This is a genomic window from Enterobacter sp. BIGb0383, from assembly GCF_003751845.1.
In the GTDB taxonomy this organism is placed as follows: domain Bacteria; phylum Pseudomonadota; class Gammaproteobacteria; order Enterobacterales; family Enterobacteriaceae; genus BIGb0383.
This window is the reverse complement of sequence record NZ_RJKQ01000002.1, coordinates 391,796-417,939: the sequence shown is the minus strand read 5'-3', so window position 1 is coordinate 417,939 and position 26,144 is coordinate 391,796. Positions and strand designations below refer to the sequence as shown.

Annotated in this window: 31 protein-coding genes and 1 pseudogene; 19 read left to right on the top strand and 13 right to left on the bottom strand. The window is 56.8% G+C overall.

Translation table 11 applies throughout. The annotated features are described in order from the left end of the window. Position 1 precedes the first annotated feature (1 nt). The 6 genes from entE (at position 2) to EDF81_RS10390 (ending at position 6,209) form a co-directional block, all read left to right on the top strand. Positions 2 to 1,612, top strand: a complete 1,611-nt coding sequence (gene entE, locus EDF81_RS10415; protein WP_123348071.1) for a (2,3-dihydroxybenzoyl)adenylate synthase EntE — start codon at positions 2 to 4, stop codon at positions 1,610 to 1,612. 13 nt (positions 1,613 to 1,625) lie between these two features. Continuing rightward, positions 1,626 to 2,477 (top strand): isochorismatase, encoded by an 852-nt coding sequence (locus EDF81_RS10410; RefSeq protein ID WP_123348070.1) that lies wholly within the window; start codon positions 1,626 to 1,628, stop codon positions 2,475 to 2,477. Further along, entirely contained in the window at positions 2,477 to 3,232 is a 756-nt protein-coding gene (entA, locus tag EDF81_RS10405; RefSeq protein ID WP_123348069.1) for a 2,3-dihydro-2,3-dihydroxybenzoate dehydrogenase EntA, read from the top strand. Before EDF81_RS10410 ends, entA begins: the two co-directional genes overlap by 1 nt. Further along, the gene (entH, locus tag EDF81_RS10400) at positions 3,232 to 3,645 is read left to right on the top strand and encodes a proofreading thioesterase EntH (RefSeq protein WP_123348068.1); all 414 of its coding nucleotides are present in this window, start codon (positions 3,232 to 3,234) and stop codon (positions 3,643 to 3,645) included. The genes entA and entH overlap by 1 nt, the downstream gene beginning before the upstream one ends. Positions 3,646 to 3,850: 205 nt before the next feature. Continuing rightward, on the top strand, positions 3,851 to 5,956 hold the full coding sequence (cstA, locus tag EDF81_RS10395; protein ID WP_123348067.1) for a pyruvate/proton symporter CstA: 2,106 nt from the start codon (positions 3,851 to 3,853) through the stop codon (positions 5,954 to 5,956). Between the two features lie 55 nt (positions 5,957 to 6,011). Further along, complete coding sequence (locus tag EDF81_RS10390; RefSeq protein ID WP_123348066.1) at positions 6,012 to 6,209, top strand: YbdD/YjiX family protein; 198 nt, start codon at positions 6,012 to 6,014, stop codon at positions 6,207 to 6,209. A 20-nt stretch (positions 6,210 to 6,229) separates the two neighbouring features. On the opposite strand, the gene EDF81_RS10385 is transcribed toward EDF81_RS10390, so the two are convergent. From EDF81_RS10385 to EDF81_RS10375, 3 genes are all read right to left on the bottom strand, one after another. Further along, a complete protein-coding gene (locus EDF81_RS10385) occupies positions 6,230 to 6,625 on the bottom strand; it encodes a helix-turn-helix domain-containing protein (RefSeq protein ID WP_123348065.1) in 396 nt (131 codons plus the stop codon). Continuing rightward, positions 6,606 to 6,899 (bottom strand): type II toxin-antitoxin system RelE/ParE family toxin, encoded by a 294-nt coding sequence (locus EDF81_RS10380; RefSeq protein ID WP_123348064.1) that lies wholly within the window; start codon positions 6,897 to 6,899, stop codon positions 6,606 to 6,608. The genes EDF81_RS10385 and EDF81_RS10380 overlap by 20 nt, the downstream gene beginning before the upstream one ends. 188 nt (positions 6,900 to 7,087) lie before the next feature. Next, positions 7,088 to 8,176, bottom strand: coding sequence for an oxidoreductase (locus tag EDF81_RS10375; RefSeq protein ID WP_123348063.1), 1,089 nt, complete (start codon positions 8,174 to 8,176; stop codon positions 7,088 to 7,090). A 159-nt stretch (positions 8,177 to 8,335) separates the two neighbouring features. Here EDF81_RS10375 and EDF81_RS10370 point away from each other — a divergent pair, with 159 nt between their 5' ends. From EDF81_RS10370 to EDF81_RS10355, 4 genes are read left to right on the top strand one after another with little or no spacing between them, the layout of a single operon-like run. Then, entirely contained in the window at positions 8,336 to 9,838 is a 1,503-nt protein-coding gene (locus EDF81_RS10370) for a sugar ABC transporter ATP-binding protein (RefSeq protein ID WP_123348062.1), read from the top strand. Further along, on the top strand, positions 9,835 to 10,830 hold the full coding sequence (locus EDF81_RS10365) for an ABC transporter permease (protein ID WP_123348061.1): 996 nt from the start codon (positions 9,835 to 9,837) through the stop codon (positions 10,828 to 10,830). The genes EDF81_RS10370 and EDF81_RS10365 overlap by 4 nt, the downstream gene beginning before the upstream one ends. A 31-nt stretch (positions 10,831 to 10,861) precedes the next feature. Then, a complete protein-coding gene (locus EDF81_RS10360; RefSeq protein ID WP_123348060.1) occupies positions 10,862 to 11,926 on the top strand; it encodes a sugar ABC transporter substrate-binding protein in 1,065 nt (354 codons plus the stop codon). Between the two features lie 9 nt (positions 11,927 to 11,935). Further along, positions 11,936 to 13,180, top strand: coding sequence for an LVIVD repeat-containing protein (locus tag EDF81_RS10355; protein ID WP_123348059.1), 1,245 nt, complete (start codon positions 11,936 to 11,938; stop codon positions 13,178 to 13,180). Between the two features lie 46 nt (positions 13,181 to 13,226). Here EDF81_RS10355 and mtnK read toward each other — a convergent pair whose 3' ends face one another. Continuing rightward, a complete protein-coding gene (gene mtnK / locus EDF81_RS10350) occupies positions 13,227 to 14,426 on the bottom strand; it encodes an S-methyl-5-thioribose kinase (RefSeq protein WP_123348058.1) in 1,200 nt (399 codons plus the stop codon). Positions 14,427 to 14,530: 104 nt separating this feature from the next. Between mtnK and mtnA the strand changes: the two genes are divergently transcribed. Beyond that, entirely contained in the window at positions 14,531 to 15,547 is a 1,017-nt protein-coding gene (gene mtnA, locus EDF81_RS10345) for an S-methyl-5-thioribose-1-phosphate isomerase (RefSeq protein WP_123348057.1), read from the top strand. Here mtnA and EDF81_RS10340 read toward each other — a convergent pair whose 3' ends face one another. From EDF81_RS10340 to EDF81_RS10330, 3 genes are all read right to left on the bottom strand, one after another. Further along, positions 15,548 to 15,970: a hypothetical protein gene (locus EDF81_RS10340; protein ID WP_123348056.1), complete on the bottom strand. Its 423-nt coding sequence runs from the start codon at positions 15,968 to 15,970 to the stop codon at positions 15,548 to 15,550. Between the two features lie 111 nt (positions 15,971 to 16,081). Next, complete coding sequence (locus EDF81_RS10335; protein ID WP_123348055.1) at positions 16,082 to 16,933, bottom strand: Vmh family MBL fold metallo-hydrolase; 852 nt, start codon at positions 16,931 to 16,933, stop codon at positions 16,082 to 16,084. Positions 16,934 to 16,944: 11 nt separating this feature from the next. Further along, a complete protein-coding gene (locus EDF81_RS10330; RefSeq protein ID WP_123348054.1) occupies positions 16,945 to 17,598 on the bottom strand; it encodes a DsbA family protein in 654 nt (217 codons plus the stop codon). Between the two features lie 113 nt (positions 17,599 to 17,711). On the opposite strand from EDF81_RS10330, the gene EDF81_RS10325 reads away from it, so the two are divergent. The 4 genes and pseudogenes from EDF81_RS10325 (at position 17,712) to EDF81_RS10315 (ending at position 19,738) form a co-directional block, all read left to right on the top strand. Next, positions 17,712 to 18,593 carry a LysR family transcriptional regulator gene (locus EDF81_RS10325; RefSeq protein ID WP_123348053.1) on the top strand — a complete coding sequence of 294 codons (882 nt, stop codon included), beginning with the start codon at positions 17,712 to 17,714 and terminating at the stop codon, positions 18,591 to 18,593. A gap of 139 nt (positions 18,594 to 18,732) precedes the next feature. Continuing rightward, the gene (gene hipB, locus EDF81_RS10320; protein WP_123349027.1) at positions 18,733 to 19,002 is read left to right on the top strand and encodes a type II toxin-antitoxin system antitoxin HipB; all 270 of its coding nucleotides are present in this window, start codon (positions 18,733 to 18,735) and stop codon (positions 19,000 to 19,002) included. Further along, a pseudogene (locus tag EDF81_RS24230) lies at positions 19,002 to 19,082 on the top strand (hypothetical protein); the annotation flags it as partial. The gene hipB and the pseudogene EDF81_RS24230, both read left to right, overlap by 1 nt. 95 nt (positions 19,083 to 19,177) lie before the next feature. Further along, positions 19,178 to 19,738 carry a hypothetical protein gene (locus EDF81_RS10315; protein ID WP_123348052.1) on the top strand — a complete coding sequence of 187 codons (561 nt, stop codon included), beginning with the start codon at positions 19,178 to 19,180 and terminating at the stop codon, positions 19,736 to 19,738. A 30-nt stretch (positions 19,739 to 19,768) separates the two neighbouring features. Here EDF81_RS10315 and EDF81_RS10310 read toward each other — a convergent pair whose 3' ends face one another. Continuing rightward, the gene (locus EDF81_RS10310; RefSeq protein WP_260232695.1) at positions 19,769 to 20,623 is read right to left on the bottom strand and encodes a nucleotidyltransferase domain-containing protein; all 855 of its coding nucleotides are present in this window, start codon (positions 20,621 to 20,623) and stop codon (positions 19,769 to 19,771) included. A 38-nt stretch (positions 20,624 to 20,661) separates the two neighbouring features. On the opposite strand from EDF81_RS10310, the gene EDF81_RS10305 reads away from it, so the two are divergent. The 3 genes from EDF81_RS10305 (at position 20,662) to EDF81_RS24055 (ending at position 21,979) form a co-directional block, all read left to right on the top strand. Continuing rightward, positions 20,662 to 20,994: an SdpI family protein gene (locus EDF81_RS10305; RefSeq protein WP_123348050.1), complete on the top strand. Its 333-nt coding sequence runs from the start codon at positions 20,662 to 20,664 to the stop codon at positions 20,992 to 20,994. A gap of 159 nt (positions 20,995 to 21,153) precedes the next feature. After that, positions 21,154 to 21,714 carry a hypothetical protein gene (locus EDF81_RS10300; protein ID WP_123348049.1) on the top strand — a complete coding sequence of 187 codons (561 nt, stop codon included), beginning with the start codon at positions 21,154 to 21,156 and terminating at the stop codon, positions 21,712 to 21,714. A gap of 91 nt (positions 21,715 to 21,805) precedes the next feature. Beyond that, positions 21,806 to 21,979, top strand: a complete 174-nt coding sequence (locus EDF81_RS24055) for a hypothetical protein (protein WP_184999522.1) — start codon at positions 21,806 to 21,808, stop codon at positions 21,977 to 21,979. A gap of 53 nt (positions 21,980 to 22,032) precedes the next feature. Here the strand turns inward: EDF81_RS24055 and EDF81_RS10295 are convergent, their stop codons facing one another. Then, positions 22,033 to 22,488 carry a helix-turn-helix domain-containing protein gene (locus EDF81_RS10295; RefSeq protein WP_123348048.1) on the bottom strand — a complete coding sequence of 152 codons (456 nt, stop codon included), beginning with the start codon at positions 22,486 to 22,488 and terminating at the stop codon, positions 22,033 to 22,035. A 70-nt stretch (positions 22,489 to 22,558) separates the two neighbouring features. Between EDF81_RS10295 and EDF81_RS10290 the strand changes: the two genes are divergently transcribed. After that, the gene (locus tag EDF81_RS10290) at positions 22,559 to 23,779 is read left to right on the top strand and encodes an MFS transporter (protein ID WP_123348047.1); all 1,221 of its coding nucleotides are present in this window, start codon (positions 22,559 to 22,561) and stop codon (positions 23,777 to 23,779) included. 24 nt (positions 23,780 to 23,803) lie between these two features. Here the strand turns inward: EDF81_RS10290 and EDF81_RS10285 are convergent, their stop codons facing one another. From EDF81_RS10285 to EDF81_RS10270, 4 genes are all read right to left on the bottom strand, one after another. Further along, positions 23,804 to 24,088 (bottom strand): putative quinol monooxygenase, encoded by a 285-nt coding sequence (locus EDF81_RS10285; protein ID WP_123348046.1) that lies wholly within the window; start codon positions 24,086 to 24,088, stop codon positions 23,804 to 23,806. A 140-nt stretch (positions 24,089 to 24,228) separates the two neighbouring features. Further along, positions 24,229 to 24,771, bottom strand: coding sequence for an acireductone dioxygenase (locus EDF81_RS10280; RefSeq protein ID WP_123348045.1), 543 nt, complete (start codon positions 24,769 to 24,771; stop codon positions 24,229 to 24,231). Beyond that, positions 24,768 to 25,457: an acireductone synthase gene (mtnC, locus tag EDF81_RS10275; protein WP_123348044.1), complete on the bottom strand. Its 690-nt coding sequence runs from the start codon at positions 25,455 to 25,457 to the stop codon at positions 24,768 to 24,770. Before mtnC ends, EDF81_RS10280 begins: the two co-directional genes overlap by 4 nt. Beyond that, entirely contained in the window at positions 25,454 to 26,068 is a 615-nt protein-coding gene (locus tag EDF81_RS10270; protein WP_123348043.1) for a methylthioribulose 1-phosphate dehydratase, read from the bottom strand. The genes mtnC and EDF81_RS10270 overlap by 4 nt, the downstream gene beginning before the upstream one ends. Between the last annotated feature and the right edge of the window lie 76 nt (positions 26,069 to 26,144).

Genomic DNA, 26,144 nt, shown 5'->3' with positions numbered 1-26,144 from the left:
AATGACCCTTCCCTTTACCCGCTGGCCCGACGAATTCGCGGCGCGCTATCGTGAGAAAGGTTACTGGCTGGATTTGCCGCTCAGCGATATTCTGACGCGCCATGCCGATAGCGACGAGACGGCGCTGATCGACGGTGAACGCCAGTACAGCTACCGCCAGCTTAACCGTGAGGCGGATAACCTGGCGGCATCTCTTCTGCGTCATGGCGTTCAGCCTGGTGAAACGGCACTGGTACAGCTGGGTAACGTCGCGGAATTTTACGTGACCCTGTTTGCGCTGCTGAAAGCCGGTATTGTGCCGGTCAATGCTCTGTTCAGCCATCAGCGCAACGAGCTGAACGCCTACGCTACGCAGATCGAACCGACCCTGCTGATTGCCGATCGCGCGCATGCTCTGTTCGGCAATGATGAGTTTCTTAATCAGTTTGTCGCTGAACATTGCTCTGTCCGCGTGGTGCTGCTGCGCGGCGATAACGGCGAGCACGCCCTGGAGTCGGCGATTGCCGAACCGGCAGCGATCCCAGTCGCAACGCCCACGCCTGCCGATGAGGTGGCGTTTTTCCAGCTCTCCGGCGGCAGTACCGGCACGCCTAAGCTGATCCCGCGCACCCATAACGATTACTACTACAGCATCCGCCGCAGTAATGAGGTGTGCCATTTCACGGCGCAGACCCGCTATCTGTGCGCGCTCCCGGCGGCCCATAACTACCCGATGAGCTCTCCCGGCGCGCTGGGCGTGTTTCTGGCCGGTGGCTGCGTGGTGCTGGCAGCGGATCCGAGCGCCACGCTCTGTTTCCCGCTGATCGAACAGCATCAGATTACGGTCACCGCGCTGGTGCCGCCTGCGGTCAGCCTGTGGTTACAGGCGATTGCCGAGTGGGGCAGCAATCAGCAACTGCGCACGCTGACGCTGCTGCAGGTTGGCGGGGCGCGGCTTTCCGCTACCCTTGCCGCCCGTATTCCGCAGGAGATTGGCTGCCAGCTTCAGCAGGTATTTGGCATGGCAGAAGGGCTGGTGAACTACACCGCGCTCGACGATACGCCGGAGCGGATCAATAACACCCAGGGCCGTCCGATGAGCCCGGACGATGAAGTCTGGGTCGCCGATGAGCAGGGTAACCCGCTCCCGGCGGGGGAAGTGGGGCGTCTGATGACTCGCGGACCGTACACCTTCCGGGGCTATTTCAATAGCCCGCAGCATAATGCTCAGGCGTTTGATGCCAACGGTTTTTACTGCTCCGGCGATCTGATCGCCATCGATGACCAGGGCTATATCACCGTCCAGGGGCGTGAGAAAGATCAGATCAACCGCGGCGGAGAGAAGATCGCCGCCGAGGAGATCGAAAACCTGCTTCTGCGCCACGAGTCGGTGATCCATGCCGCGCTGGTCAGTATGGAAGACAGCCTGCTGGGTGAAAAAAGCTGTGCTTTCCTGGTGGTCAGCGCGCCTCTGCGTCCTGTGGACGTGCGCCGTTTCCTGCGTCAGCAGGGGATCGCCGAGTTTAAATTGCCGGATCGCGTCGAATGCGTGGATGAGTTACCGCTGACGCCGGTTGGTAAAGTGGATAAAAAACAATTACGCCAGCGGCTGGCTGACCGCACGCTGGCCTGAAGGAGAAGACAAGATGGCCATTCCGAAGCTGCAGGCTTATGCGCTGCCGGACGCAGCGGACATTCCGCAGAACAAAGTCAGCTGGGCCTTTGAGCCTGAGCGCGCCGCGCTGCTGATCCACGATATGCAGGATTATTTCGTCAGCTTCTGGGGCGAAAACTGCGAAATGATGGAGAAGGTGGTCGCCAATATTGCCGCCCTGCGTCAGTTCTGCAAACAGCACAATATCCCGGTGTACTACACCGCTCAGCCGAAAGAACAGAGCGATGAAGACCGCGCTCTGCTCAACGATATGTGGGGACCGGGTCTGACCCGTTCTCCGGAACAGCAGAAGGTCGTTGCGGCTCTGGCCCCGGATGACGCCGATACGGTGCTCGTGAAATGGCGTTACAGCGCCTTCCACCGCTCGCCGCTGGAGGAGATGCTGAAAGAGACCGGCCGCAACCAGCTGCTGATCACCGGCGTTTACGCTCATATCGGCTGCATGACCACCGCCACCGATGCGTTTATGCGCGATATCAAACCCTTTATGGTTGCCGATGCGCTGGCGGATTTCAGCCGCGAAGAGCATCTGATGGCCCTGAAATACGTAGCCGGGCGTTCCGGGAGAGTCGTGATGACTGAAGAACTGTTGCCGGTCCCGACCAGCAAAGCCGCGCTGCGTGCGCTGATCCTGCCTCTGCTCGATGAATCCGACGAGCCGATGGATGATGAAAACCTGATCGACTACGGCCTTGATTCCGTGCGCATGATGGCGCTTGCCGCCCGCTGGCGCAAAGCGTTCGCCGATATCGATTTTGTGATGCTGGCAAAAAATCCGTCAATCGATGCCTGGTGGGCGCTGCTGTCCCGCGAGGTGAAGTAATGTCCGGTTTCGATTTTACCGGCAAAACGGTGTGGGTGACCGGGGCCGGTAAAGGCATCGGCTATGCCACGGCGTTAGCCTTTAGCGAGGCCGGTGCCAGCGTCACCGGTTTCGATCTCGCTTTTGGCCAGCAGGACTATCCCTTTGCCACCGAGCAGCTGGATATCGCCGATGCGGCTCAGGTCGCAGAGGTTTGCGGCCGCCTGCTGGCAAACCTGACCCTGCTCGACGTGCTGGTTAACGCCGCCGGGATCCTGCATATGGGGCCGACCGAGGCGCTGACGGCGGAAGCCTGGCAGCAGACCTTTGCGGTCAACGTCGGCGGGGCGTTTAACCTGTTCCAGCAGACGATCCCGCAGTTCCGCCGCCAGCAGGGCGGGGCGATTGTGACCGTCTCATCCGATGCGGCCCATACTCCGCGTCTGGGCATGAGCGCTTACGGTGCTTCGAAGGCGGCGCTGAAAAGCCTGGCCCTGACCGTCGGCCTTGAGCTGTCGGCGGCGCGGGTGCGCTGCAACCTGGTCTCTCCGGGCTCAACCGATACGGATATGCAGCGCACGCTGTGGACCAGTGACGACGCCGAACAGCTGCGTATTCGCGGCTTCGGCGAGCAGTTTAAGTTGGGGATCCCGTTGGGTAAAATCGCCCGTCCGCAGGAGATCGCCAGTACGGTTCTGTTCCTTGCCTCTGACCACGCCAGCCATATCACGCTGCAGGATATCGTGGTGGACGGCGGCTCGACGCTGGGGGCCTGATGATCTGGAAACGTCATCTCTCCCTTGAGGAGCTGAATGCCACCAGCCTGAATACCATGGTGGCCCATCTGGGCATTGTCTATACGAAGATCGGCGACGAGACGCTGGAAGCCGAAATGCCGGTCGACAGCCGCACTCATCAGCCCTTCGGCCTGCTGCACGGTGGGGCGTCGGCGGCGCTGGCGGAAACGCTGGGGTCAATGGCGGGTTACCTGATGACCCGCGAAGGCCAGTGCGTGGTGGGAACCGAGCTTAACGCCAGCCACCATCGCCCGGTTTCTCAGGGTAAAGTGCGCGGCGTCTGCCAGCCGTTGCATCTCGGCCGTCAGAGCCAGAGCTGGGAAATAGTAGTCTTTGACGAGCAGGGACGTCGCTGCTGCACCTGTCGCCTTAGTACTGCGGTAATGGGCTGATCTTATACCCTCGTCTTTCTGGCGAGGGTCACTTCTCCTCCTGCTTTTTTCATCCGTTTAACTTCCTGGAAGTGATCCCGTTAACACTGTGATGTAAATCCCCGGTTTTCTTGTTGTTTCGTCATGTATATAAGTTGTTAAATCGCGCCGAATGATCTAGAAACAAAATGTAACATTCTCATCGATCCTGGAGCGGGGCACCATCATGAATAACGCAGGGAAATACCTTATATGGGCAGTGCTGGCGGTTATCGGTGCTTTTGCCCTGGGCTATATAGCACTTAACCGGGGCGAACAAATCAACGCCTTGTGGATTGTCGTGGCGGCGGTCTGTATCTACCTGATTGCCTATCGTTTCTATGGTCTGTATATCGCTAAAAACGTGCTGGGCGTTGACCCGACGCGAATGACGCCTGCGGTACGGCATAACGACGGCCTCGACTATGTGCCGACCGACAAAAAAGTGCTGTTCGGTCATCACTTTGCCGCAATTGCCGGTGCAGGACCGCTGGTTGGACCGGTGCTGGCCGCACAGATGGGCTATCTGCCGGGGATGCTGTGGATCCTTGCCGGGGTGGTGCTGGCCGGTGCGGTGCAGGACTTTATGGTGCTGTTTGTTTCCACCCGTCGCGACGGGCGTTCTCTCGGCGAGCTGGTGAAAACCGAAATGGGGCCAACTGCCGGGGTTATCGCGCTGGTGGCCTGCTTTATGATTATGGTGATTATCCTCGCGGTGCTGGCGATGATCGTGGTGAAAGCGCTGACCCACAGCCCGTGGGGAACCTACACGGTGGCCTTTACCATTCCGCTGGCGATCTTTATGGGGATCTATATCCGCTATCTGCGGCCGGGGCGTATCGGCGAGGTTTCTGTTATCGGACTGGTGTTCCTGATCTTCGCGATTATTTCCGGCGGCTGGGTGGCGGAAAGCGAAACCTGGGCACCGTACTTTGACTTTACCGGCGTGCAGCTGACCTGGATGCTGGTGGGCTATGGCTTTGTCGCGGCGGTACTGCCGGTCTGGCTGCTGCTGGCCCCGCGTGATTATCTCTCTACGTTCCTGAAAATCGGTACCATTATCGGGCTGGCGATCGGTATCCTGGTGATGCGTCCGACGCTGACCATGCCTGCGATGACCAAATTTATCGACGGCACCGGACCGGTCTGGACGGGTAACCTGTTCCCGTTCCTGTTTATTACTATCGCCTGTGGCGCGGTGTCCGGCTTCCACGCGCTGATCTCATCCGGCACCACCCCGAAAATGCTCGCCAGCGAAGGGCAGGCCTGCTTTATCGGCTATGGCGGGATGTTGATGGAGTCGTTTGTGGCGATTATGGCGCTGGTCTCCGCCTGTATTATCGATCCGGGCGTCTACTTCGCGATGAACAGCCCGATGGCGGTGCTGGCTCCGGCGGGAACGGTTGACGTGGTGGCATCAGCGGCTCAGGTGGTGAGCGGCTGGGGCTTTAGCGTGACGCCGGAGACGCTGCATCAGATAGCTAACGAGGTCGGCGAGCAGTCGATTATCTCGCGTGCAGGCGGGGCTCCGACTCTGGCGGTGGGGATGGCCTATATTCTGCACGGCTCCTTTGGCGGACTGATGGAGGTCTCATTCTGGTATCACTTTGCCATTCTGTTTGAAGCCCTGTTTATTCTGACGGCGGTCGATGCAGGAACCCGTGCGGCGCGCTTTATGCTGCAGGATCTGCTGGGGGTGATTAACCCGAATCTGAAACGGACCGACTCGCTGCCCGCGAACCTGCTGGCAACGGCCCTGTGCGTGCTGGCGTGGGGATACTTCCTGCACCAGGGCGTGGTGGATCCGCTGGGAGGCATTAATACCCTGTGGCCGCTGTTCGGTATTGCTAACCAGATGCTGGCGGGTATGGCGCTGATGCTCTGTGCGGTTGTCCTCTTCAAAATGAAGCGCCAGCGCTACGCGTGGGTGGCACTGCTGCCGACAAGCTGGCTGCTGATTTGTACGCTGACCGCAGGCTGGCAGAAAGCCTTTAGCAGCGATGCGAAAGTGGGGTTCCTGGCCATTGCCAATAAGTTCCAGGCGATGATCGACAGCGGGGCCATTCCGCCGCAGTATACTGAGTCTCAGCTGTCACAGCTGGTGTTCAATAACCGTCTCGACGCCGGACTGACCATCTTCTTTATGGTGGTGGTCGTGGTCCTGGCGATGTACTCGATTAAGACCGCCCTGGCGGCACTGAAAGAGGAACATCCGACGGCGAACGAGACGCCGTATGAGCCGATGCCTGAGAATATCGACAAAATTGTGGCCCAGGCGAAAAGCGCGCACTAGTCAATTGCCCCCTCTTTCCCGGGCGGGGAAGAGGGGGAAAACCCAGGAGAGCACCATGTTCGATACACTGTCTAAAGCGGGTAAATATTTGGGTCAGGCGGCGAAGATGATGGTTGGCGTGCCCGACTACGACAACTACGTCGAGCATATGCGCATCAATCACCCGGACCAGACGCCAATGACTTACGAGGCGTTTTTCCGCGATCGGCAGGACGCGCGTTACGGTGGAAAGGACGGGGCGCGCTGCTGTTGATTTCCGGTAATCTTGCCCAATCAGGGAAGATAGAGTGCAATCTGCTCCTGCTGGCAACCGTAAAGCGCCGCCAGTTTTTCGCGGGTACGCTTTTGTGGGCGGGAATCCACGGATTCCAGTTGGGAAACGGCAGACTGGCTGATGCCCAGTTTATCCGCCACTTCCTGCTGGGATAAACCACGATAGATACGCCATGCCGCCTGCAGGCTGACGTTCTCTTTATCCATAATGCTGGCGACGCTATCAGGAATACCTACGTCATCATATTCGTCTGATTCGTAGGGCACATCCTCCCAGTCTTCTTCGTTTTCATCGTCGATCCCGGACATTTGCAGACGCATACGGAAGTATTCGGCGTAGGGGATTACGGCGTAGAGTCGGTTACCTTTTTCATCCTTAATAAACTGTACTGTCATAGCGCACAGGCTCCTCATGCAGGTATGTCGTAGAGGTTCTGCGTTTCACTGCGACAACGGTGCAGCGTTCGCTTCCCTCAGGATGCGTGAGGATAATACGGTAATCTCCCACGCGTAGCCGGTAATGGTTTTCTGGCCCCGACAGTTTTTTCAGATCCGGCAGCGGCGCCATGATGTCGCCGATGTCGTACAGCTTTTGCTTAATCCTCTCGCGGTAGCGGCCATCAATATTCAATAGCTGTTTTTTCGCGTTTCTGGACCAGATGATTTCCATTGAGATCTCCACTGTATACCCTTACAGTCCATAAGTAAATAATTAGATTATTAGCTGATCGCGTAATATCTTATGGCTGATAGCCTAATGCTCAGGGAGAGATGTGCAAAGTGGGAAGGCGAAAGCGGTCGAGGAGGATCGCAAATGTCTCTGCTCAGAAGCAGAGACATGCATAAAAGAGGGGGAAATTAACGCTGGAAGGTTTCGACTTTCTCAAAGGCCGCAAGCAGGCTCTCCGGCGTCAGGGTTACCGGCAGATAGTGAATGGACTCGACCGGACGCAGGGTGTGAGCAATCACTTTATCCAGCTCTGCACGGTTATGAATATCGACCTCCAGCGCCGCCAGCGTGGTTGGCAGATTGAAGCGCTGGTAAGCGGCAATCAGCTGCGCCAGCACGTCATCCTGGCCAAGCAGGGCGCTCTGTACCAGAATACCGTAGGCCACTTTGGTGCCGTGCAGGAATTTATCCGTCTGCGGTAATACCGTCAGGCCATTGTGTACCGCATGGGCTGCGGCGACGCGGGTATAGCGTTCGCCCAGGCCACCCACCATGCCGCCACCGGCAATAATCGCATCCACCACGTCACTGAAATCCTGGGTGAGTTCGCCGCGCTGCTTGTCCGCCAGCGCCGCCTCGCTTTTCTCCAGCAAAATATCGCGGATAGCCAGCGCGCCGTTAATGCCCAGACGCACGGTCAGAGGCAGTTTCTCCGGCTGCTGCGCCAGCACCACCGCTTCATACCATTTCGCAAGGGTATCGCCGATACCCGCCAGCAGATACTCCTCCGGCGCGGCGAGGATAATTTCCGGCTCCACCAGAACCAGGAAGTTGGCATCGTCAAAAATTTCAAACTGCAGAGCCTGACCAGCATCGTTGTACCACACGGAGAGCGGCGTCCAGGCGGCGCAGGTAGCGGCGATAGTGGGAATTGCGACAACCGGCAGGCCAAGACGGCGAGCCACCGCTTTTACCGTATCCAGCAGGGCACCGCCGCCGATCCCGATCACCACCGCACGGTCATCACCGGCTTCGCGTACCAACTCATTTACATCTTTTTCGCTGCAGTGGCCGGTAAAGGGCAGGTGTTTTGCACCCGGCAGGTCAAAGCTTTCCGGCAGATAAGGGCGTGCAGCCGCGAAGGCGCGATCGCCATAAATCCACACCGCCCGGGAGAGCTGATCGGCCGTAAAGAAGTCGTTCAGGCGTGCCAGACTGCCCGGATGAGAGAAGTAGTTGGCCGGGCCGATCACCACGCGAATTTCGGTGTTGCTCATTTGTTGGTTCCTTGTGTATTATCGCTATCCCGATGGTATGTCTGGATGTCCGGATGGCTAAGATTATTTAGCTTTATCTTATGCCTTTTCTGTCATTGTCAGTCAAGTCGGGCTATGAAAAATTCATCAAATCAATCATTCATTCAGGAGTTTGTCGCCATGAGCGCTAACCACCTCAGCATGCGCGGAATAAACCTGGCCTTTGCCGGTTTCAGGGCGCTGTCGCATGTCGATTTCGACATTAAAGGTGGCTCTGTCCATGCGCTGACCGGCGCGAATGGCGCGGGCAAATCAACCCTGATGGCGGTGCTGTGCGGCACCCACGATCACTATGAAGGCGAGATCGCCATCAATAACCAGGTGGTCTCAATCCGCTCTCCGCGTGATGCTAAGCAGTATGGGATCCATCTGGTGCAGCAGGAAGTCGATGTGGCGCTGGTGCCCGGCCTGAGCATTGCCGAAAATATCATGCTCGACCGCCTTGCTGAACCCGGCCACCGCTATAGCTGGTCGACTGTGCGTCAGCAGGCAAAGGCCGCGCTGGCACAGCTGGATATTAGCTTCGACGTGCGCCGCTCGGTGGATAGCTGCACCCTGGCGGAAAAGCAGCAAATCTTACTGGCGCGTGCGCTCTCCCATCACTGCCGTTTTCTGATCCTCGATGAACCCACAGCCCCGCTGGACCAGCATGAAAGTGAGCGCTTGTTCACCGTGGTGCGACGTCTTCAGGGACAGGGCATTGGCGTGGTCTTTATCTCGCACCGCATCCATGAGCTAAAAGCAATCTGCGACACCCTGACGGTGCTGCGCGACGGGCGTCTGATTGAGACCGGCCCGATGGCCGACCTGAGCGGTGAGGCCATCGTCGAAAAGATGCTGGGTCACGAGCTGAACGATATCTATCCGCCGCGCCGTCCGCCGCACGGTGAAGAAACCCTTTTAAATATTGATGGCCTGAATGATGATGGGCTGCTGCAGGATATCTCTCTGCGCCTGCGCAAAGGTGAAATTCTGGGGATTGCGGGTCTTGCGGGGGCCGGTAAAACCGAGCTGTGTAAAGCCCTGTTTGGTGCCACAAAAAGCCGTGCAACGCGCGGAGAACTGAATGGTCAGCCGTGGCAGCCAAATAACCCAGCGGATTCCGTCACGCGTGGCATGGCGCTGGTGCCGGAAGAGCGGCGCAAAGAGGGGATTTTTATCGAAGATCCCATCAGCATGAACCTCTCCGTCAGCGCCGATAACAGTTTCTCCCGCTGGAGTCTGTTCGGCCATCGTCAGGCCTGGCGCTGGGCGGAAGAAGTTATCGCCCGGGTCGGGATCCGTACCACCGGTCCGGCGCAGACGCTGCGTCGTCTCTCCGGCGGCAATCAGCAGAAGGTCGCCATCGGTAAATGGTTGCGGGCCAATGCCAACGTGCTGATTTTTGATGAGCCGACCAAAGGCGTGGACGTAAAAGCCAAAACCGACCTGTTTCAGCTGATTGACGGCCTGGCCCGTGAAGGCAAAGGCATTATTTACGCATCCGGCGAGTTCGCCGAGCTGGTCGGACTGTGCGACCGAATTTGTGTGTTGTGGGATGGCCGCATTGTGGCTGAGATTGCGGGCGCCGACGCCCGCGAAGAGACTTTACTGTACTATTCGACCGGAGGAACGGCAGCGTGAGCAAAGCCCTTTCAGTGAATGCGGCGGCGTCTGGCCGTCAGCAATTTTTCGATTTTCTCTATAAATGGGGCATGTTGCTGACCGTTGTTCTGTTGATCGCCATCTTTGGTATCGCTTCAGACAATTTCCTCGACCCGTTTAATATCATCAATATTCTGCGTTCCATCGCCATTGTGACGGTGATTGCGATTGGCGTGTCGATTTCCCTGACCGTTGGCGGGTTTGACCTGTCCGTTGGCTCGACCGCCTCGCTGGCCAATGCGCTGGTGATCTCGCTGTTTGTCTGGCACGGCTTTGGTACCACCGAGGCCATTCTGGTCACCCTGGCGCTTTGTACGCTGATTGGCCTGTTTAACGCCTTCCTGATTGTTGTGCTGCGTATTCCTGACATGCTGGCAACGCTGGCGAGCCTGTTTGTGATTCAGGGCGTGGCGATGACCTACAGCTACGGCGGTTCGATTACGCAAAATATGGTGCTGCCGAGCGGTGAAATGGCGGAAGGCATCATACCGGAAGGCTTTGGCCTGCTGGGCCAGGTGCCGACTATCGTGATTATTATGCTGGTGGTAACCCTGGTGGCGCAGCTTGGCCTGTCGCTGACCACCCACGGCCGCCGGATGTATGCCATCGGCGGCAACCCGGAAGCCGCGCGTCTCTCCGGCATTCGCACCGTCCGCTATAAAGTGGTGGCCTATGTGATTGCGTCCCTGCTGGCTGGTCTTGGCGGCATTCTGCTGGCTTCGCGTATCGGTTCTTCGCAGGTCAACGCGGGCGGTGGTTATCTGATGGATGCGGTTGCGGCGGCGTGGATTGGTTTCTCGCTGGCCGGTTCCGGCAAGCCAAACGCGTTGGGTACGCTGGTGGGCGCGGTGATCCTCGGCGTGCTTTCCAACGGGCTGGTGATGCTCTCCGTACCTTACTATGCAATGGATATCATCAAGGGGCTGGTGCTGGCTGGCGCTCTTGCACTCACGTATTTCCAGCGTCGATAGCAAACATTATAAACAACAGGGTAAACACAACATGAAAAAGATAGCACTGTCACTGCTGGCGCTGGGCTTACTGAGTGCGCTGCCGGGCTATGCCGCCACGCCTGCGCCGGTTCCGGCCGGGATTGCCAACCATGACGGTCAGATCCGTATTGCGATAGTTCGTAACCTCGGCTCCGACGATAACACCACCCAGTTTGTCTCCGGCGCGGTGCTGGAAGGGAAAAAGCTTGGCTTTAAGGTCAGCACCTTCCTGAGCAACGGCGACGATGCCAAATTCCAGGATTTCGTCAACCAGGCCATCAGCCAGAAATATGACGGGATTATTCTCTCCCAGGGCCGCGACCCGTACTCCACCGCGCTGGTGAAAAAAGCGCGCGATGCTGGGATTGCCGTTTCCGTCTTTGATACCGCCGTCACTGGCGATATTCCGGGCGTGACCGTGACTCAGCAGGATGACGCTTCCCTGACCAATCTGTCCGCAGGCCAGCTGATTAAAGACTTTAACGGCAAGGCGAATATCATCAAGCTGTGGGTCGCCGGTTTCCCGCCGATGGAGCGTCGTCAGGCAGCATGGAAAGAGCTGCAGAAAGCGAATCCGGGCATCAAAGAGCTGGAATCCATCGGTGCGGTCTCCTCTGACGTGCAGGGCGATACCGCCAACAAAGTCGGCGCGGTGCTGGCGAAATACCCGAAAGGGCAGATTGATGCCATCTGGGGTACCTGGGATGCCTTCAGTCAGGGCGCTTACAAAGCGCTGAAAGAGAATGGTCGTACCGAAATCAAACTCTACAGCATCGATGTCTCTAACCAGGATCTGCAGCTGATGCGTGAAGCCAACAGCCCGTGGAAACTGAGCGTGGCTGTGGATCCTAAGCTGATTGGTGCCACCAACGTGCGTCTGATTGCCAATAAGATTGCCGGTGAGCAGACTCCTGCGACCTACGACTTTAAAGCGGCGGCTATCCCGCAGGCGCTGCTGGCAAGCCAGGGTGGCGCGGTCAACGTAGCGTCGCTTGCGAAAATCATTCCAGGCTGGGGCCAGACTGAAGACTTTATCGCGCCGTGGTTCGCCACGCTGGAAGCCAAACACAAATAAGGATGCCCCATGGCGAGTGAACTCCCGCGTCCCGAATACAGCCGCAATATGCGGCTGATCGGTCACAGCGATCAGGGCGGACGCCCCGATGGCGTGCAGCTGATGGTCCATCGTGGCTTTGCCTATATTGGCCATATGGTGTCGCAGGGCTTTTCCATAGTCGACGTGCGCGATCCGAAGAACCCAAAGGCTGCCGGCTATGTGCCGGCGCCGCCGGGCACCTGGAATGTGCATCTGCAGGCGCATGACGATCTGCTGCTGGTCATCAACGCCCGGGATCTGTTTGCCGATGCCCGTTTTGCCGATGAGAAGGTGTACTACACCCGTCAGGTCGGTGAAACGGTCAGCGACGTGCAGGATAAAGGCTGGAGCGCCGGGCTGCGGATTTTTGATATCTCGACGCCGGATAAACCGCGCGAAATCAGCTTCCTCTCCCTGGACGGTATCGGTATTCACCGTATCTGGTACGTGGGCGGACGCTGGGCCTATGTGTCGGCGCTGATCGACGGCTTCACGGACTATATCTTCCTGACTATCGACCTTGCTGACCCGCGCAAGCCTGAAGTGGCCGGGCGCTGGTGGCTACCGGGTATGAACCAGTCTGAAGGTGAAACGCCGTCCTGGCCGGAAGGTAAACGCTACGCGTTGCACCATGCCATTATCAGCGGTGATACCGCCTACGGCAGCTGGCGCGATGGCGGCCTGACGATTCTGGACGTGAAGGATCGCAGTCAGCCGCAGCTTATCAGCCACCGCAACTGGAGCCCGCCTTTTGGCGGCGGAACACATACAGCGCTGCCGCTGCCGGACAGGGATCTGCTGGTGGTGCTGGATGAAGCGGTGCTCGATAATCAGGAAGATGGCGAGAAGCTGATCTGGCTGTTTGATATTCGCGAGCCGTCCAACCCGGTGAGTATCTCCACCTTCCCGCAGCCGAACGAGATTGATTATGTGGCAAAGGGCGCGCACTTCGGGCCGCATAACCTGCATGAAAACCGCCCTGGTAGCTTTGTCAGCTCAACGCTGATTTTCGCAACCTACCAGAACGCGGGCGTGCGGGCATACGATATCTCCGATCCTTATCGTCCGGTGGAAACAGGCGCGCTGGTGCCAGCGGCACCTGAAAAGATGATGGATACGCGGCCGAACCGTCCGCAGATTATTCAGTCCTGTGATGTGTTTGTTGACGCGCAGGGGATTATCTACAGCACTGACTATAACGGCGGGCTATCGGTGATTGAGTATCTGGGGTAAGTGAAAAACGTCCTCTCCCGACGGGAGAGGACGTTTTAATGCCGGTTTAGCTGTACTGGCGCACCCGCGCAATCAGTTCGTCGACGTTATCAATCCGCTCAGCAATCACAATCAGGGCTTTGCCCAGCGCAATCGCGTGTTTCAGGCAGGCGTGACGCATCTCTTCATCGCCGATGGTATCGAGATCGGCCACGTGGGACAGGCCCACGCTGCGGCGGATAAGCTCGGTGCCGCAGAAGCCGATGGCATCGTGCCAGACTTTTTGCAGAAACGCCGACGCGTAGCCCGGATACGCCAGCGCGACGTCGCGGGTTTTCTCCGCGGCCAGCGCCTGGAAACGTTCGGCAAAGCTGTGCCACAGTTCCTGAATATCTGTCAGACGCTGCTCGCGGGCAGCGGCGGCATCGCGGACCCCCATATGGCCCGGCAGGCCGCAGAAGTTCAGCAGCAGGTTGCCGATGGCGGTCCCGACATCAAAGCCGATCGGGCCGACATAGCCAAACTCGGCATCGATAGCCTTCAGGCTGCCTTCGGCCACAAACAGGGAGCCGCTGTGAATATCACCGTGCAGCAGCGCTTCGCTGTGGGCGAAGAAGCGGTGCTTCAGCGCGGCGACCGCCAGGCGAAGCTGATCGTCGTTGCGCAGGGCGGCGATGTCGCTTTCCAGCGCGGCCGGATAGTTATTGCGCTCGTGGACCAGGTACGGATCGTTAAAGAACAGATCCTCGGTGATTTCGCACATTTCCGGGTTAATAAAGCGGGCGACCATCGCTTTTTTAGCGTGCGGATGCAGATAAAAATCGCTGGTGTGGAACAGGGTTTGCGCCAGGTACTCGCCGAGCTGGCGGGCGGCCTGCGGGTAATAAACGTTGGCAATAAGCTCCCCGCGCCAGATTTTATGATCGGAGAGATCTTCCATTACCATTACCGCCAGTTCCGGGTCAAAATGGAGGATCTGTACCGTATGCTGCGGGCTGTGCTGATAGTGCTCCGTGAGGGTTTCGGCTTCGAGACGGGCGCGATCCAGGGTCAGCGGCCAGGACTCGCCGACGCAGCGCACGTAGGGCAGAGCCTGCTTAACGATAATGCGGCTGATGCCCTGCTTATCGAAGATTTTAAAGACCAGGTTAAGGTTGCCGTCGCCGACCTCCTGTGCATCCACCAGCGCGGAGGGATCGTCAAGTCCGCCAAATTGTTGGGCGTATGCCACCGCGTCTGAAGCGGTGAAGGTTCGGTATTGCGACATTGCCTTTATCCTCAAATTCTGTTTATAAAGCCATTCAGACGTCTATACATCCGTTGGTCATCCTGACACAATGTGACACAACAACGCAACAGGGATTTAACGACATGCAGAGATTACAGACCACCAGCCTGCGGGTAGCGGACAATCAGCTTTTTATTCTGGATCAGCAGGCCCTGCCGCAGGAAAAATGCTGGCTGCCTGCCGATACGGTGGCATCGCTGGTGGAGCATATTCACGCCCTGCGCGTGCGCGGTGCGCCGTTGATTGGCCTTTCTGCCAGCCTGTTGCTGGCGCTGCTGGCCGAGCGTGGAGAAGGGCGCGAGGCGCTGACTCAGGCGCTTGAAACCCTGCGTGCGTCGCGGCCAACGGCAGTGAACCTGATGAATAACCTCGATCGTATGAAAAAGGTGCTGGCGCAGGATGATTTCGCGACGGCGCTGACGGTGGAAGCTCTGCGGCTGATAGAAGAGGATAAGCAGCTCTGCGAACGTATTGCGCTTGCGGGCAGTGCGCTGGTGACGCCCGGCAGCCGTCTGTTAACCCACTGCAATACCGGCGGGCTGGCGACGGCGGGCGTGGGTACCGCGTTAGGCGTTATCGCGCATGCGTTTCGCGAAGGCAAGGTGGACAATGTCTGGGTGGATGAAACCCGTCCGCTGCTGCAGGGCGGCCGTCTGACCGCCTGGGAACTGGGCGAGCTTGGCGTGCCTTATCATCTGATTACCGACTCGATGGCCGCCAGCCTGATGGCAAAAGGGGAGGTTGATGCCGTCTGGGTGGGCGCCGACCGTATTGCGGCTAACGGCGACGTGGCTAACAAAATAGGGACCTATTCACTGGCGGTGCTGGCGAAGTTCCACGGTATTCCATTCTATGTCGCGGCACCGCAGACTACCCTCGATCCGGCCTGCCCGAACGGGGACGCCATTCCTATTGAACAGCGTGCTGCAACGGAAGTGACCGGCGTCGCGGGCAGCTTTGGGGCAGTACAGTGGGCGCCGGAGAACGCGCGAGTTTATAACCCGGCCTTTGACGTCACGCCTGCATCGCTGATTAGTGGCTGGGTGCTGGATACCGGCGTGGTGACGCCGGAAGATGTGGAGAACGGTGTATTTCGCTAATTATCTCGCCGGATGCAGCAGGACAACGCCGCTATTTTCAGTGTTGTCCGTATCCGTTGGCGGCCCGTTTTTCTCATAGCGCGGCGGCGTAAAGGCCGGATACTCCAGGCTACCTGTCTCGGTGCAGCGCACCGGGGCTTTTGAACCGGCGTAAAACAGATAGTACGTACTGGCGTTCGGGAAATAAGCCAGCTCATCACCGTTGCGAAAGTGCGCGCTCCAGAAGGGCGCGCCGCTTTTGGTCTGCGCCTTCGTTCTGCCGGAGGCGATCTGGAAATGGTTGCCCCACTTCATGGTCATCAGGCTGTAGTCAAAAAAGGAGACCGTCATATCGCCGCGCATCGGGCAATTCAGCCGGATGCCATTATTGGCGCGGGCGACGGAGGCAAAGGTCAGCAGGAGTAAGAACAGCGAAAATTTCATCAGAGAGTCCGGGGAGAGATCCAGAAGAAAGGGTAATCCATTTTCTCGATCTGTCACCCGGAAAAGGTATGTCAGCGCAATATAAAGCGAATCAGGATGTTAAGGGCTGAGTTACCACTTCATCTCGCCGGTATTCACCTGCGCACTCAGCTCAAGTGAACTCTCTTCTGCCAGCTGCGGATACACCGACTTTAAGGCCTTTATCACACCGGCGGAATCTTTATGCTCAGCCAGGGCTTTTTCAAAAGCCTGCAGGTAGTCGAGCGTAAAGGTAATCGCAGTATCACCCGCCGGACGCTCGCCCAGATAGTGGCCCGGAATCACCTGCTGTGGTTTATGTGCCTGCATCTCCTTCAGGGTGTCGGCCCAGAGTTTACGAATAGCCGGTGTCTGGGTATCTGCCGTCCAGACATGAATACCGGATGACACGCCTGTACCGCCAAGAATGGCTTTGTTTGCCGGGATCCAGACATACGCAGCGTAGTCATCGGCGTGTTTCAGCTCAATGGCTTCGCCGTCAACGGTAAAGCGGGTTGCGTGAGTGGCTTGTGGCACGACGATTTTGGTCGGCGCGCCGTCCTTCATCTGCGGGCCCCAGAAGGCCAGCTTGGCGTCTTTTGTGGCCACGATATGCTCAACCACCTTCGGCGTGGCGACCACTTTCACCTGCGGGAACGCTGCCACAATGGGCTGCAGGCCAAAGTAAAAGTCCGGATCGCCGGAGGTGATCACCACCTCTTTCAGCGTTTTGCCGCTGGCTTTGATCATCTCCACCAGCTTCTCACCATCCTTCACGCTGAACTGGGCATCAAACAGAATCGCCTCTTTCGGGCCGGAGACCAGGGTTGAGGAGACGGCAAAGACGCCCTTATCCTGCGGGTTATATACGTCCAGCTGTAGCGGTGCGGCAAAGGCAGGTGCGGTGGCCATTGCCAGCAGCAGAGAGAGTGATTTCATTTTCATTGTAAAATTCCTTACTGGATAGCCTGAATCAGGTGAGGTTGAACCATGGCAAAGAATGCCTCGGGGTTGCCGTAATATTTTCCGACCGGTTGCAGGCGGCAGTCGCCGTCCTGACTGATAATCGCCGCTGACGGGAAGCCCTGGCCGCCCATCTGCGCCATTAACATTCGCCCGTGCTGAATCGCTGAAAGCGCCTCGTGCTCCGGAATTTGCTCCAGTGCAACGCCATCGCCCTCCGTCTGGCGCAGCACCTCATTGACGATCTCCGGGCGTGTGATATCCCTGCCGTCGCGGTACCAGGCCGTCTGAATCGCATTCAGAAAACGCAGGTCCGCGCCGTTCTGGACAAAACACTGGGCCGCCAGCAGGCCGCGTGTGGCGGGAAGGGAGTCGAGCAGCAGGTCCGCCGACGCCAGCAGATTGTCCCGGTATTCACCCCCGAAAGGCATACCGGTCAGCGTCGCAATGCGGGCGTCATGTTCGTGGACGTGCGCCAGCCAGTCGGCGTCAAGGCGACGGCGCTGGGAGCCGACGAACAGACCGCCGGGCAGAATGAACTGCCGCAGCGGGAAATCCTGCGCCATGCGGTTAAGCAGCGGCAATGCGCCGTAGCTCCAGCCGCACAGGGGATCGATAATCCAGTAAAGCCCGGCCTGAAATGCCATTGCGTTCTCTCTCCACGTTTCGTTGTTGGCTCTATTATTAAGCGATCGTGGTTCTGATAGAATTCCTGAAACAATACATGCTGAGTTTCGTAAATCGATCTAATGGGGCGACGATGGACAGGATCATGGCGGCAATCACCTATAACCGGATCTGCGAGCTCGGTAGCCTGAGCGCGGCGGCAAGATCGCTTGGGATCTCTCGCCCGATGGTTAGCCGCTATCTCGATGAGATGGAGAAGTGGGCGGGTGCACGACTGCTGCATCGCTCCACCCGTCGCCTGACGATTACGCCAGCCGGTGAGAAGGCGCTGGAGAAAACCCGCCAGATGGCGTTGCTTTCGCAGGAGATCGAAGGGGATAGCACCAGCCTGACGCCATCCGGGACGCTGCGCGTCGCCTGCGCTCACTTTACCGCTACCCATATTCTGGGCCCGGTGATACCGACATTTCTCTCTCATTATCCGGCGTTGAGAATTGAGGTCGATATCAATAACCAGCCCGTCAGCCTTGTCGGAGAGCGTATTGACCTGGCGATTCGTATCACCAATAATCCGGAGCCCGGCACCATCGCCCGTTTGCTCGGCGAGTGCCGGTCCGTACTGTGCGCCTCGCCTGGCTATCTTCAGCGCTACGGCGACATCAGGACGCCGGACGATCTCCGCCAGCATAATTGCCTGCACTACAGCCGCTTTTCCGGCCAGTCCTGGACCTTCCGCGATCCGCAGAAGGGCACGCTTTCGGTAGCAGTCAAAGGCAACTTTAGTGCCGGGATCTCCTCGCTGCTCTGCGATATGGCGATGGCCGATGCGGGCCTGGCGATGGTCCCGGAAATCGAAGCCCGCCAGGGGCTGGCAAGCGGGAAACTGGTGCGGGTGCTACCGCATCTGGAGCCGCAAACGCTGGGGATTTACGGCCTGTACCAGTCCCGCGATCACCAGCATGCGGCGCTGGGGTTATTGCTGGATGCGGTAAAGGTGTCGGTGAGTGAGGGGTAATTTATCCCCTGCCAGGGATATGATGGTCTTTATCCTTTTGTCGGGATAAAATGCATGATTATTGACACTATCCCTTACTGGGTATAAGAATGAACTTATCCTTACCTGGGTATAAATAAATATGGAAGCCGCGCCGCAGATGATACAACCGAATATTTACAGCCCGACTCAGCTGGCAAATTATATGAGGCTTGTCCGGCAGAAAAACCGATGGACGCAAAGCGAACTGGCTAAGCGGATTGGGATTAAACAGGCCACGATCTCTAACTTCGAAAATAACCCCGACAAAGCGACCGTCACGACGTTGTTTAAAATACTGCAGTCTCTGGATATGGTGATGGTAGTGCATGAAAAAGGGGATAACGTGGCGGAAGACAGCCAGAATTATCAAGGAGATATGGACTGGTAATGGCAAAGCTTGTGGCCTGGATGAACAGTGAGCGTGTCGGCGAACTCACAAAGAAAACCAACGGCGCGCACACTTTCCGATGATTTCTCAAAGCCTGTTGCCGGGGCGATATGTTCGAATATGCATAAGCGGTTATTGAAAAGCCTTTGATGGATTGCAATACAGGTGGGTAACAATGGAATTCAGCGCGTACTTTCTTGATAAAGAATTTTCTCCAGAGGAATACGTACCGGAAAAGGAACATAATCCCTTTGGGCTGCGTGGTGCGCTTCGTCGTAAAGTAATGGTTTGCAGAGATAACCAGCCCGTTTTGCTTGTGCATATCTTTGTTGATTCAGATAAAGAGGGTTACCTGCTTGAACAGTGTTTCAGTGAACTTCTGCTAAATGAACACCACATTGCTATTTTATTCGGGCAGCATGTGCATATTTTAGACATTGCAAGTCAGCAGATACGCACTGTTTATCTTAACGATTATGTGGGAGACCTCTATCCATTGCCGGATGTGAATGCGGGTGTGCTGAGTGACACATTCCTGGCAGCCACATTTGAGTATGTCTTCTTGGTTGATATCCACGGGAGTATTATCTGGCAATCTCCGATGTGCGCCGTCGATGGTGTACTTATCAGTGAGGTGGCTGACGGGGTGATTTATGGTAGAGGTGACTGGGACCCACCGGGCGGATGGGAACCGTTCAGGCTTTCGCTGAACGACGGGACATTTATAAAACCATAACGAAGTCGAATATCCCCGAGTGGGGATATTTTATTGTTTATCCCTTTCTGGGGATAAACGGGATATCTCCATCGCCACGCAATCCTGAAGCCACGCCATAAAACTTTCCGCCCGCTGAATAAAGTGCTCAGGAGTATCTGTCGGGCTGTGGCTCTCGGTAAGCAGATACCCCATCTCATCGCTCTGTTCTGGATAGCGTGTGACAAAACGGGCGGCATTTTCCTCCAGGGTATCGGGCCAGTCGGCGTCGCTATCCGTTCGCAGCATATTCGTTGAACGCACCAGTTTTCTGGCTGCGGCACGCTGGGTAAACAGCCGTTCAGGCCCGGGAGCAAGTTCGCGTAGCTGTCTGATAAAACGGTTCAGGACTGACACCATATCGCCGTTGACAGCAACGGCAACCGCACGCGACGGACGAAAAAGTGGGAAATCAGCACGTAAATCCTCTCCGTAAATGCACCGGCAGTGATGCTTCAGCCAGTAGCCCCAACTGTTGTGATTATCAGGGTTTTGTACCCCCGCCAGCGTCCCGATATCAAAGTCGATTTTGCTGATAACAGGATGGGCGAGGGCAAGGTTGATACGTAAAGCCTTGAGTGCCTGTTGCTCATCTTCTGTCGGCGGGCGAGTAAGAATCAGACTGATATCAAGGTCAGAGCGTCCGGCAACGGCGCTGCCCTGCGCGACACTACCATAGACGTAGATACTGTGGACCAGAAAAGTCTGGCTTTGCGTCAGTTGGTTTATCAGGGCATTTACCACCGGCTGAAAGGTGTTTTGCAAAGGACCGGCGGGCGGCGTTGCAATAAATCCGTTTTGATCCAGAGCCATTAAAACCTCGTGAACAGGGCGTAAGATTGAATGCACAGGGTAACCGATGATCATTGCAGCTGCGAATGCGATAGCAAAAACAAGGAATAACGATGGATTCGACTTTTATCTCTCTTTGCTTTGGTCATCTGATATTGATGGCTATCGCCCTCCCGCTGGTGATGCAGAAGATCAAGCCTAACCATCTGTACGGTGTCCGGACTGCATTCACGTTGAGCAATAAAACGGTCTGGTATCAGGCGAATCGCTTCTGGGGGATCGCGATGATCGCCTCAGGTCTGGCGTTTTTTCTGCTCTCTGCACTGCTCGGCAACTGGCGGGCTGATGCGGATGAGCAACATGTTTCCATTGCCCTGTTTCTGGTGACGGTTTTGCTGCCTGCCGTTTTGACGATGGGGAAGCTTCGGTGTCTGAAAAAAGAGTGAGGGTTGTGTAACACAAGAGTCAGTGTCGGAAGGAGATACGCATTTCTTAAATTGGAACAGTTATCAGGGTTATATCCTGCCTGCAAAGCCAGCATAATTCGTCGCGTTAGCCTTTAACGGGTTCTGGCGAAGGATATTTGCAAAGGAAGGCGGGTCTGGATGAGTGAGATTTCATTTAAAGAAATACATTCCCTGTGTCTTATTACAACGCAACAGATAGTTGATGGTTTGGGTTGGGACACTATTATCGTCACTGTTCTTAGCGATATAGACGAAGCACGTCTTACTGCGGGTTCACTGCGTGCCAGGCTCAACTGGGCGTGGGCGATAGCGTTTTACAGAGAAAGCGCGAACGACAGTATTAGCAAAATCGCTCTCAGGGATATTGATCATGGCAAAGCAGGGGCTTTACATGCGGCGATTATTTGTAAACATGATGCGCGAAGAGAAATGTTCTCTGTTTGTATGATGGAAAATTTTATCGTGGACAGAGAGAGTGCGCTGACGGGGAAAGTGGCGCTTATTGCGTTGATCTATGCAACAACGTTCTGCCAGATTTCTGGACTTAATTACGTTTATATCCAGGACCCCTTACCTGAGGCTTTACCCTGGTACCGCACCTATGGATTCGCTCCTGTATGGTACGATTACAGCAAGGTTTCAGCTGAAGTGGAAGATATCCTGTATTACATCCGTCTAAAGATAATCAATAGTGCGTAGCACGTCCTCAAAAGCAAAGAGGGCTGTTTGTTTTATACTCAAATGAGATGTAGGATTGGGTGCACCACCGGAAAGTCACAAAGGAGGCGTGATGATCAAGCAAAGCAAAAAAGTGGACAGGGATAAAGCCGCAGCGGCTGCAAAGTCGGCCATTGATTTTTGGGCAACCATTGACGGTAATAAGCTTGCCAGCGTGTGTCGGACAGAGAAGTTTGTGGAACTTATCGGGCCGCTAAAAAAACCTGAAACAACCCGTCCCATATAATATTTTTGGTGTTTATTCATGAAGGGCTCCGAAAGGAGCCTTTTTGTTTTCGGTTAATCCACGGTTTTGGGCTTCACCACCTTACCGCCCGAAACTTTCCTCTTCGCCAGCCTGGCGCCGTTTTTCCCCGCCATCTCAACCAGCCGTTTAAACGTCGGACACTCCATATGCGACGGCGCAGGACAGTCGGCGACGTGGCGCAGCGTATCGCGCAGGGATGTCAGCTTCTGGATTTGCTGGTCAATCTCGTCGGCTTTTTGATGCAGTTCCCCGCGCGGCAGGTCCGGCGCGCCGTTGATGCCGAACATCCCGGCAATCTCTTCCAGTGAAAAGCCGGCGGCTTTTCCCATGGCGATCAGCCTGAGCTGTAGCAGCACCTCATGGGGAAACTGTCTGCGCAGGCCGTGGCGCTGTGTTGAGGCGATCAGCCCGACCTTTTCGTAATAGCGCAGGGCCGAAGGCTTTATGCCGCTCTTTTCCGCGACCTCTCCGATATCTAAAAATTTCATGCTTGACCTCAACTCGACTTTAAGTCGTAGGATGCGCCGGAACAGAACTTTCGGCAAGAGGAGCACGACAATGGAGCAGACGGAATCAACTCTTCAGGTAAAGAGACAAACGGGGATCGCCCTGGCCCTGGCGTTATCGATGCTGCTGGCGGCACTGGGTACCAGCATTGCCAATATCGCCTTGCCCACGCTGGCGGAAGTCTTCTCTGCGTCCTTTACGCAGGTGCAGGCGGTGGTGGTGGGCTATCTGGTGGCACTCACTGTGGCGGTGCTGATCGCAGGCCGTCTCGGTGACCGGTGGGGACTGAAGCCTGCGTTAATTGGGGGGCTTATTCTTTTTGCGGTCGCGTCCGTGCTGTGCAGCCTGGCATCCGGCCTGTGGTGGCTGGTTGCCGCCCGGGCCTTGCAGGGAATTGGCGCGGCTTTTCTGATGACGCTTGCGATGGCGCTGATGCGCCAGACCACGCCGCAGGAACGAATGGGTAGGGCGATGGGATTACTGGGCATGACCTCAGCGCTGGGGACGGCGCTTGGCCCCACGCTTGGCGGGCTGCTGTTAGCGGAACTGGGGTGGCGCAGTATTTTCTGGGTGCTGTGCCCGCTGGCCTGTATCGCGTTGATGTTGATCCTTGTCGCGCTGCCCACTGAACCGGGTAAACGAACGGGTAAGCCGCCTGGCTTGTGGTCAGTCCTCGACCGACATCTGGCCCCGGGTCTGATCGTTAACGTGCTGGTGGCGGGTATTGTTATGACGACGCTGGTGGTTGGCCCTTTTTATCTGGGAATCGGGCTGGGGCTGGATGCTCAAACCGTGGGTCTGGTGATGGCGACCGGGCCGGGGATCGCCATCTTCTGCGGTATCCCTTCCGGGCGGCTGGTTGATGCCTGGGGAAGCCGTCGGGTGCTGAGTCTGGGGCTGTTTCTGCTGGCAACTGGAGCGATTATGCTCGCTTTTGTGCCGAATGCCATTGGCGCTGCCGGATACGTGCTCTCGGTGATGGTGCTGACGCCGGGCTATCAACTTTTCCAGACGGCGAATAACACCGGCGTTTTGGCTGATGTCCCTAAGGAGCGCCAGGGAACGGTATCCGGCCTGCTTAATCTGTCGCGCAATATTGGCCTGATTGCCGGGGCATCGGTCATGGGCGCGCTCTTTGCCTTCGGTGCGGGGACGGAAGATATTGCCCATGCGACGGGTTCAGCGATCGAAGCCGGGATGCGGCTGACGTTCCTCGTGGCAGCAGGTGCAGTCGTCTGTGGGATTGCCATTGTGCGCCTGGCGGGGCGTTGATTAACGCTCTCCGCCAGAGAAGGCTTAAAACGCGTTCATCAGAATATAGGTCGCGTCCTGGCGTTTGTGCTGGTCAATTAAAGGCACCAGGCGTCTGAAGTGCTCGCTGGCGCAGTGGGCATCCAGCGCCGCCCGGTCAGGCCACTCTTCGATAAAGATAAAATGACCGGGATCTTTCTCATCAATATACAAATCGTAGGCGATGCAAAGCGGCTCCTGTCGGGTAGCCGAAACCAGTTCCCGATATAGTGGAGTAACGATTTCAATCGCTTCTGGCCTGATAAAATCTTCGGCAATCACTTTAAGCATTCTGTCTCCTGACGTGTAAATCCGTTGTGCCGGGATGGTAGCAAAGATTAAGGGGAAGAGGGGAGCGGGATGAAAAACTCTGCGGGAGAAATACTCAATACCAGAAACAAAGGGGCTTACGCCCCTTAAACATCAAAACCTTACGCCAGCCGCGGATACTTATCCGCAATCGCATCCCCGGTAAACTGCGCAATCCAGCCTTCCGGGTTATCGAAGATACGGATCGCCGTAAAGTTCGGCTCTGAGCCCATATCAAACCAGTGCGGCGTACCGGCCGGGACGGAGATCAGGTCGTTCTTCTCGCACAGGACCTGGAACACTTCGTCGCCGATATGCAGGCAGAACAGCCCTGCGCCCTCAACAAAGAAACGCACTTCATCTTCGCCGTGGGTATGTTCGTTCAGGAACTTCGCGCGCAGCTCGTCCTTGTTCGGGTTGTCGGCGCGCAGGCTGATGACGTCCCAGCTCTGGTAGCCTTTCTCTTCCACCAGACGGTCGATGGCGTGCTGGTAAGCGTTTATCACCGTTTCAGGGGCCGGATTAGCGCCGAGATCGCGGTCGGCCTGCCAGCGTTCGAAGCGCACGCCTTTGCCGTTGAGCTGCTGCTGGATCTCACCGGCGTCGGTGCTGTGCCACGTTGAGGTGCTGGCGTCGTTTACGGAGAAAATAGTCAGGGCGCTCATGAGGGGATCTGCTCCGGGTTAATGTGATCAAAACGATGAACCTGATGGTGGTGGCTGGCGGCATCGTTATCGCCGCGAATCAGCTGAACAGTACGCAAGCCTGCCTGTTCAGCGGCGTCCAGTTCCTGGTGGATATCCGACAGGAATAGCACCGAGGCGGGCGGCAGCGATAACTGGGCGGCAATATTCACATAGGACTGCGCTTCGCGCTTGGCCCCGATATGGGTATCAAAGTAGCCGCTGAACAGATGAGTAATATCACCTTCGTCGCTGTAGCCAAATAACAGTTTCTGCGCTGCAACGGAGCCAGAAGAATAAACATAGAGATCAAGGCCCTGCGACTTCCATTTTTCAAGGGAAGGCAGCACGTCCGGGTAGAGGTGGCCGGTAAAGTCGCCGTTAACGTAGCCTTCCTGCCAGATAATGCCCTGCAGCGCTTTTAACGCGGTGGATTTACGGTCTTCATCCATAAAGGCAAACAGAGTGTCGATAAGCTCCGGCGTGGTCGCCTCGGGGTTATCGATTTCACCGCGCAGGTTATCGAGGATCGAGGTGACCGGCTCGGCAAACTGCTGGGAGGTCACAAACGCGGCCAGCCGCTCGCGGGCGTACGGAAACAGAACGTTGTGCACAAAGCGAATATCGCTGGTGGTGCCTTCAATATCGGTAACGATCGCGCGGATCATAGCTTCTCCAGTTGGCGCAGGCGTAGCTCGCATTCGAATAAGAATTCCAGCCCTTCCAGATGACGGCGCGCTTCGGCGACGCTGCGGCCCCAGCAGGTGAGGCCGTGGCCGCGCAGCAGAAACCCGTAATCCAGCGGATGTGTCTGCGCCCGATCTTCTATGCGACGGGCGAGGGCATCAATATCCTGGTCATTATCGAACAGGGGAATATTGAGTGTATCAAGGTGGCTGGTCTGTCCGCTAAGGGATTTCTGCATCTCATAGCCGTTGAGGGCCAGCGTGGCCGATTTCTCGATGCGCGACAGCACCGTGGCGTTAACCGTATGCACGTGCAGCACCGCGTTAGCCTGCGGATAGAGGCGATAAATCAGCGTATGCAGACCGGTTTCGGCAGAGGGTTTGCGTCCGGATGGGACGCTGTTGGTGGCGATCTCTACCTGCAGGAAGTCGGCGGTGGTGAGCGTGCCTTTATCCTTGCCGGATTCGCTGAGCCAGCACCAGCGGTCGTTTTCACGCACCGACATATTGCCGCCGGTGGCCGGAGCCCAGCCTTTACTGCCTATCCAGTGACAGGCCTCGACGAGGGGAGTGAGTTGCAGGTTGTCTGTCATAGCCTTCTTTTTACCTCTGCGGGCAGGGCGCGTGGTGTGTCGTTTAGACGTCTAAGCGTCTTGATTGCCAAATATT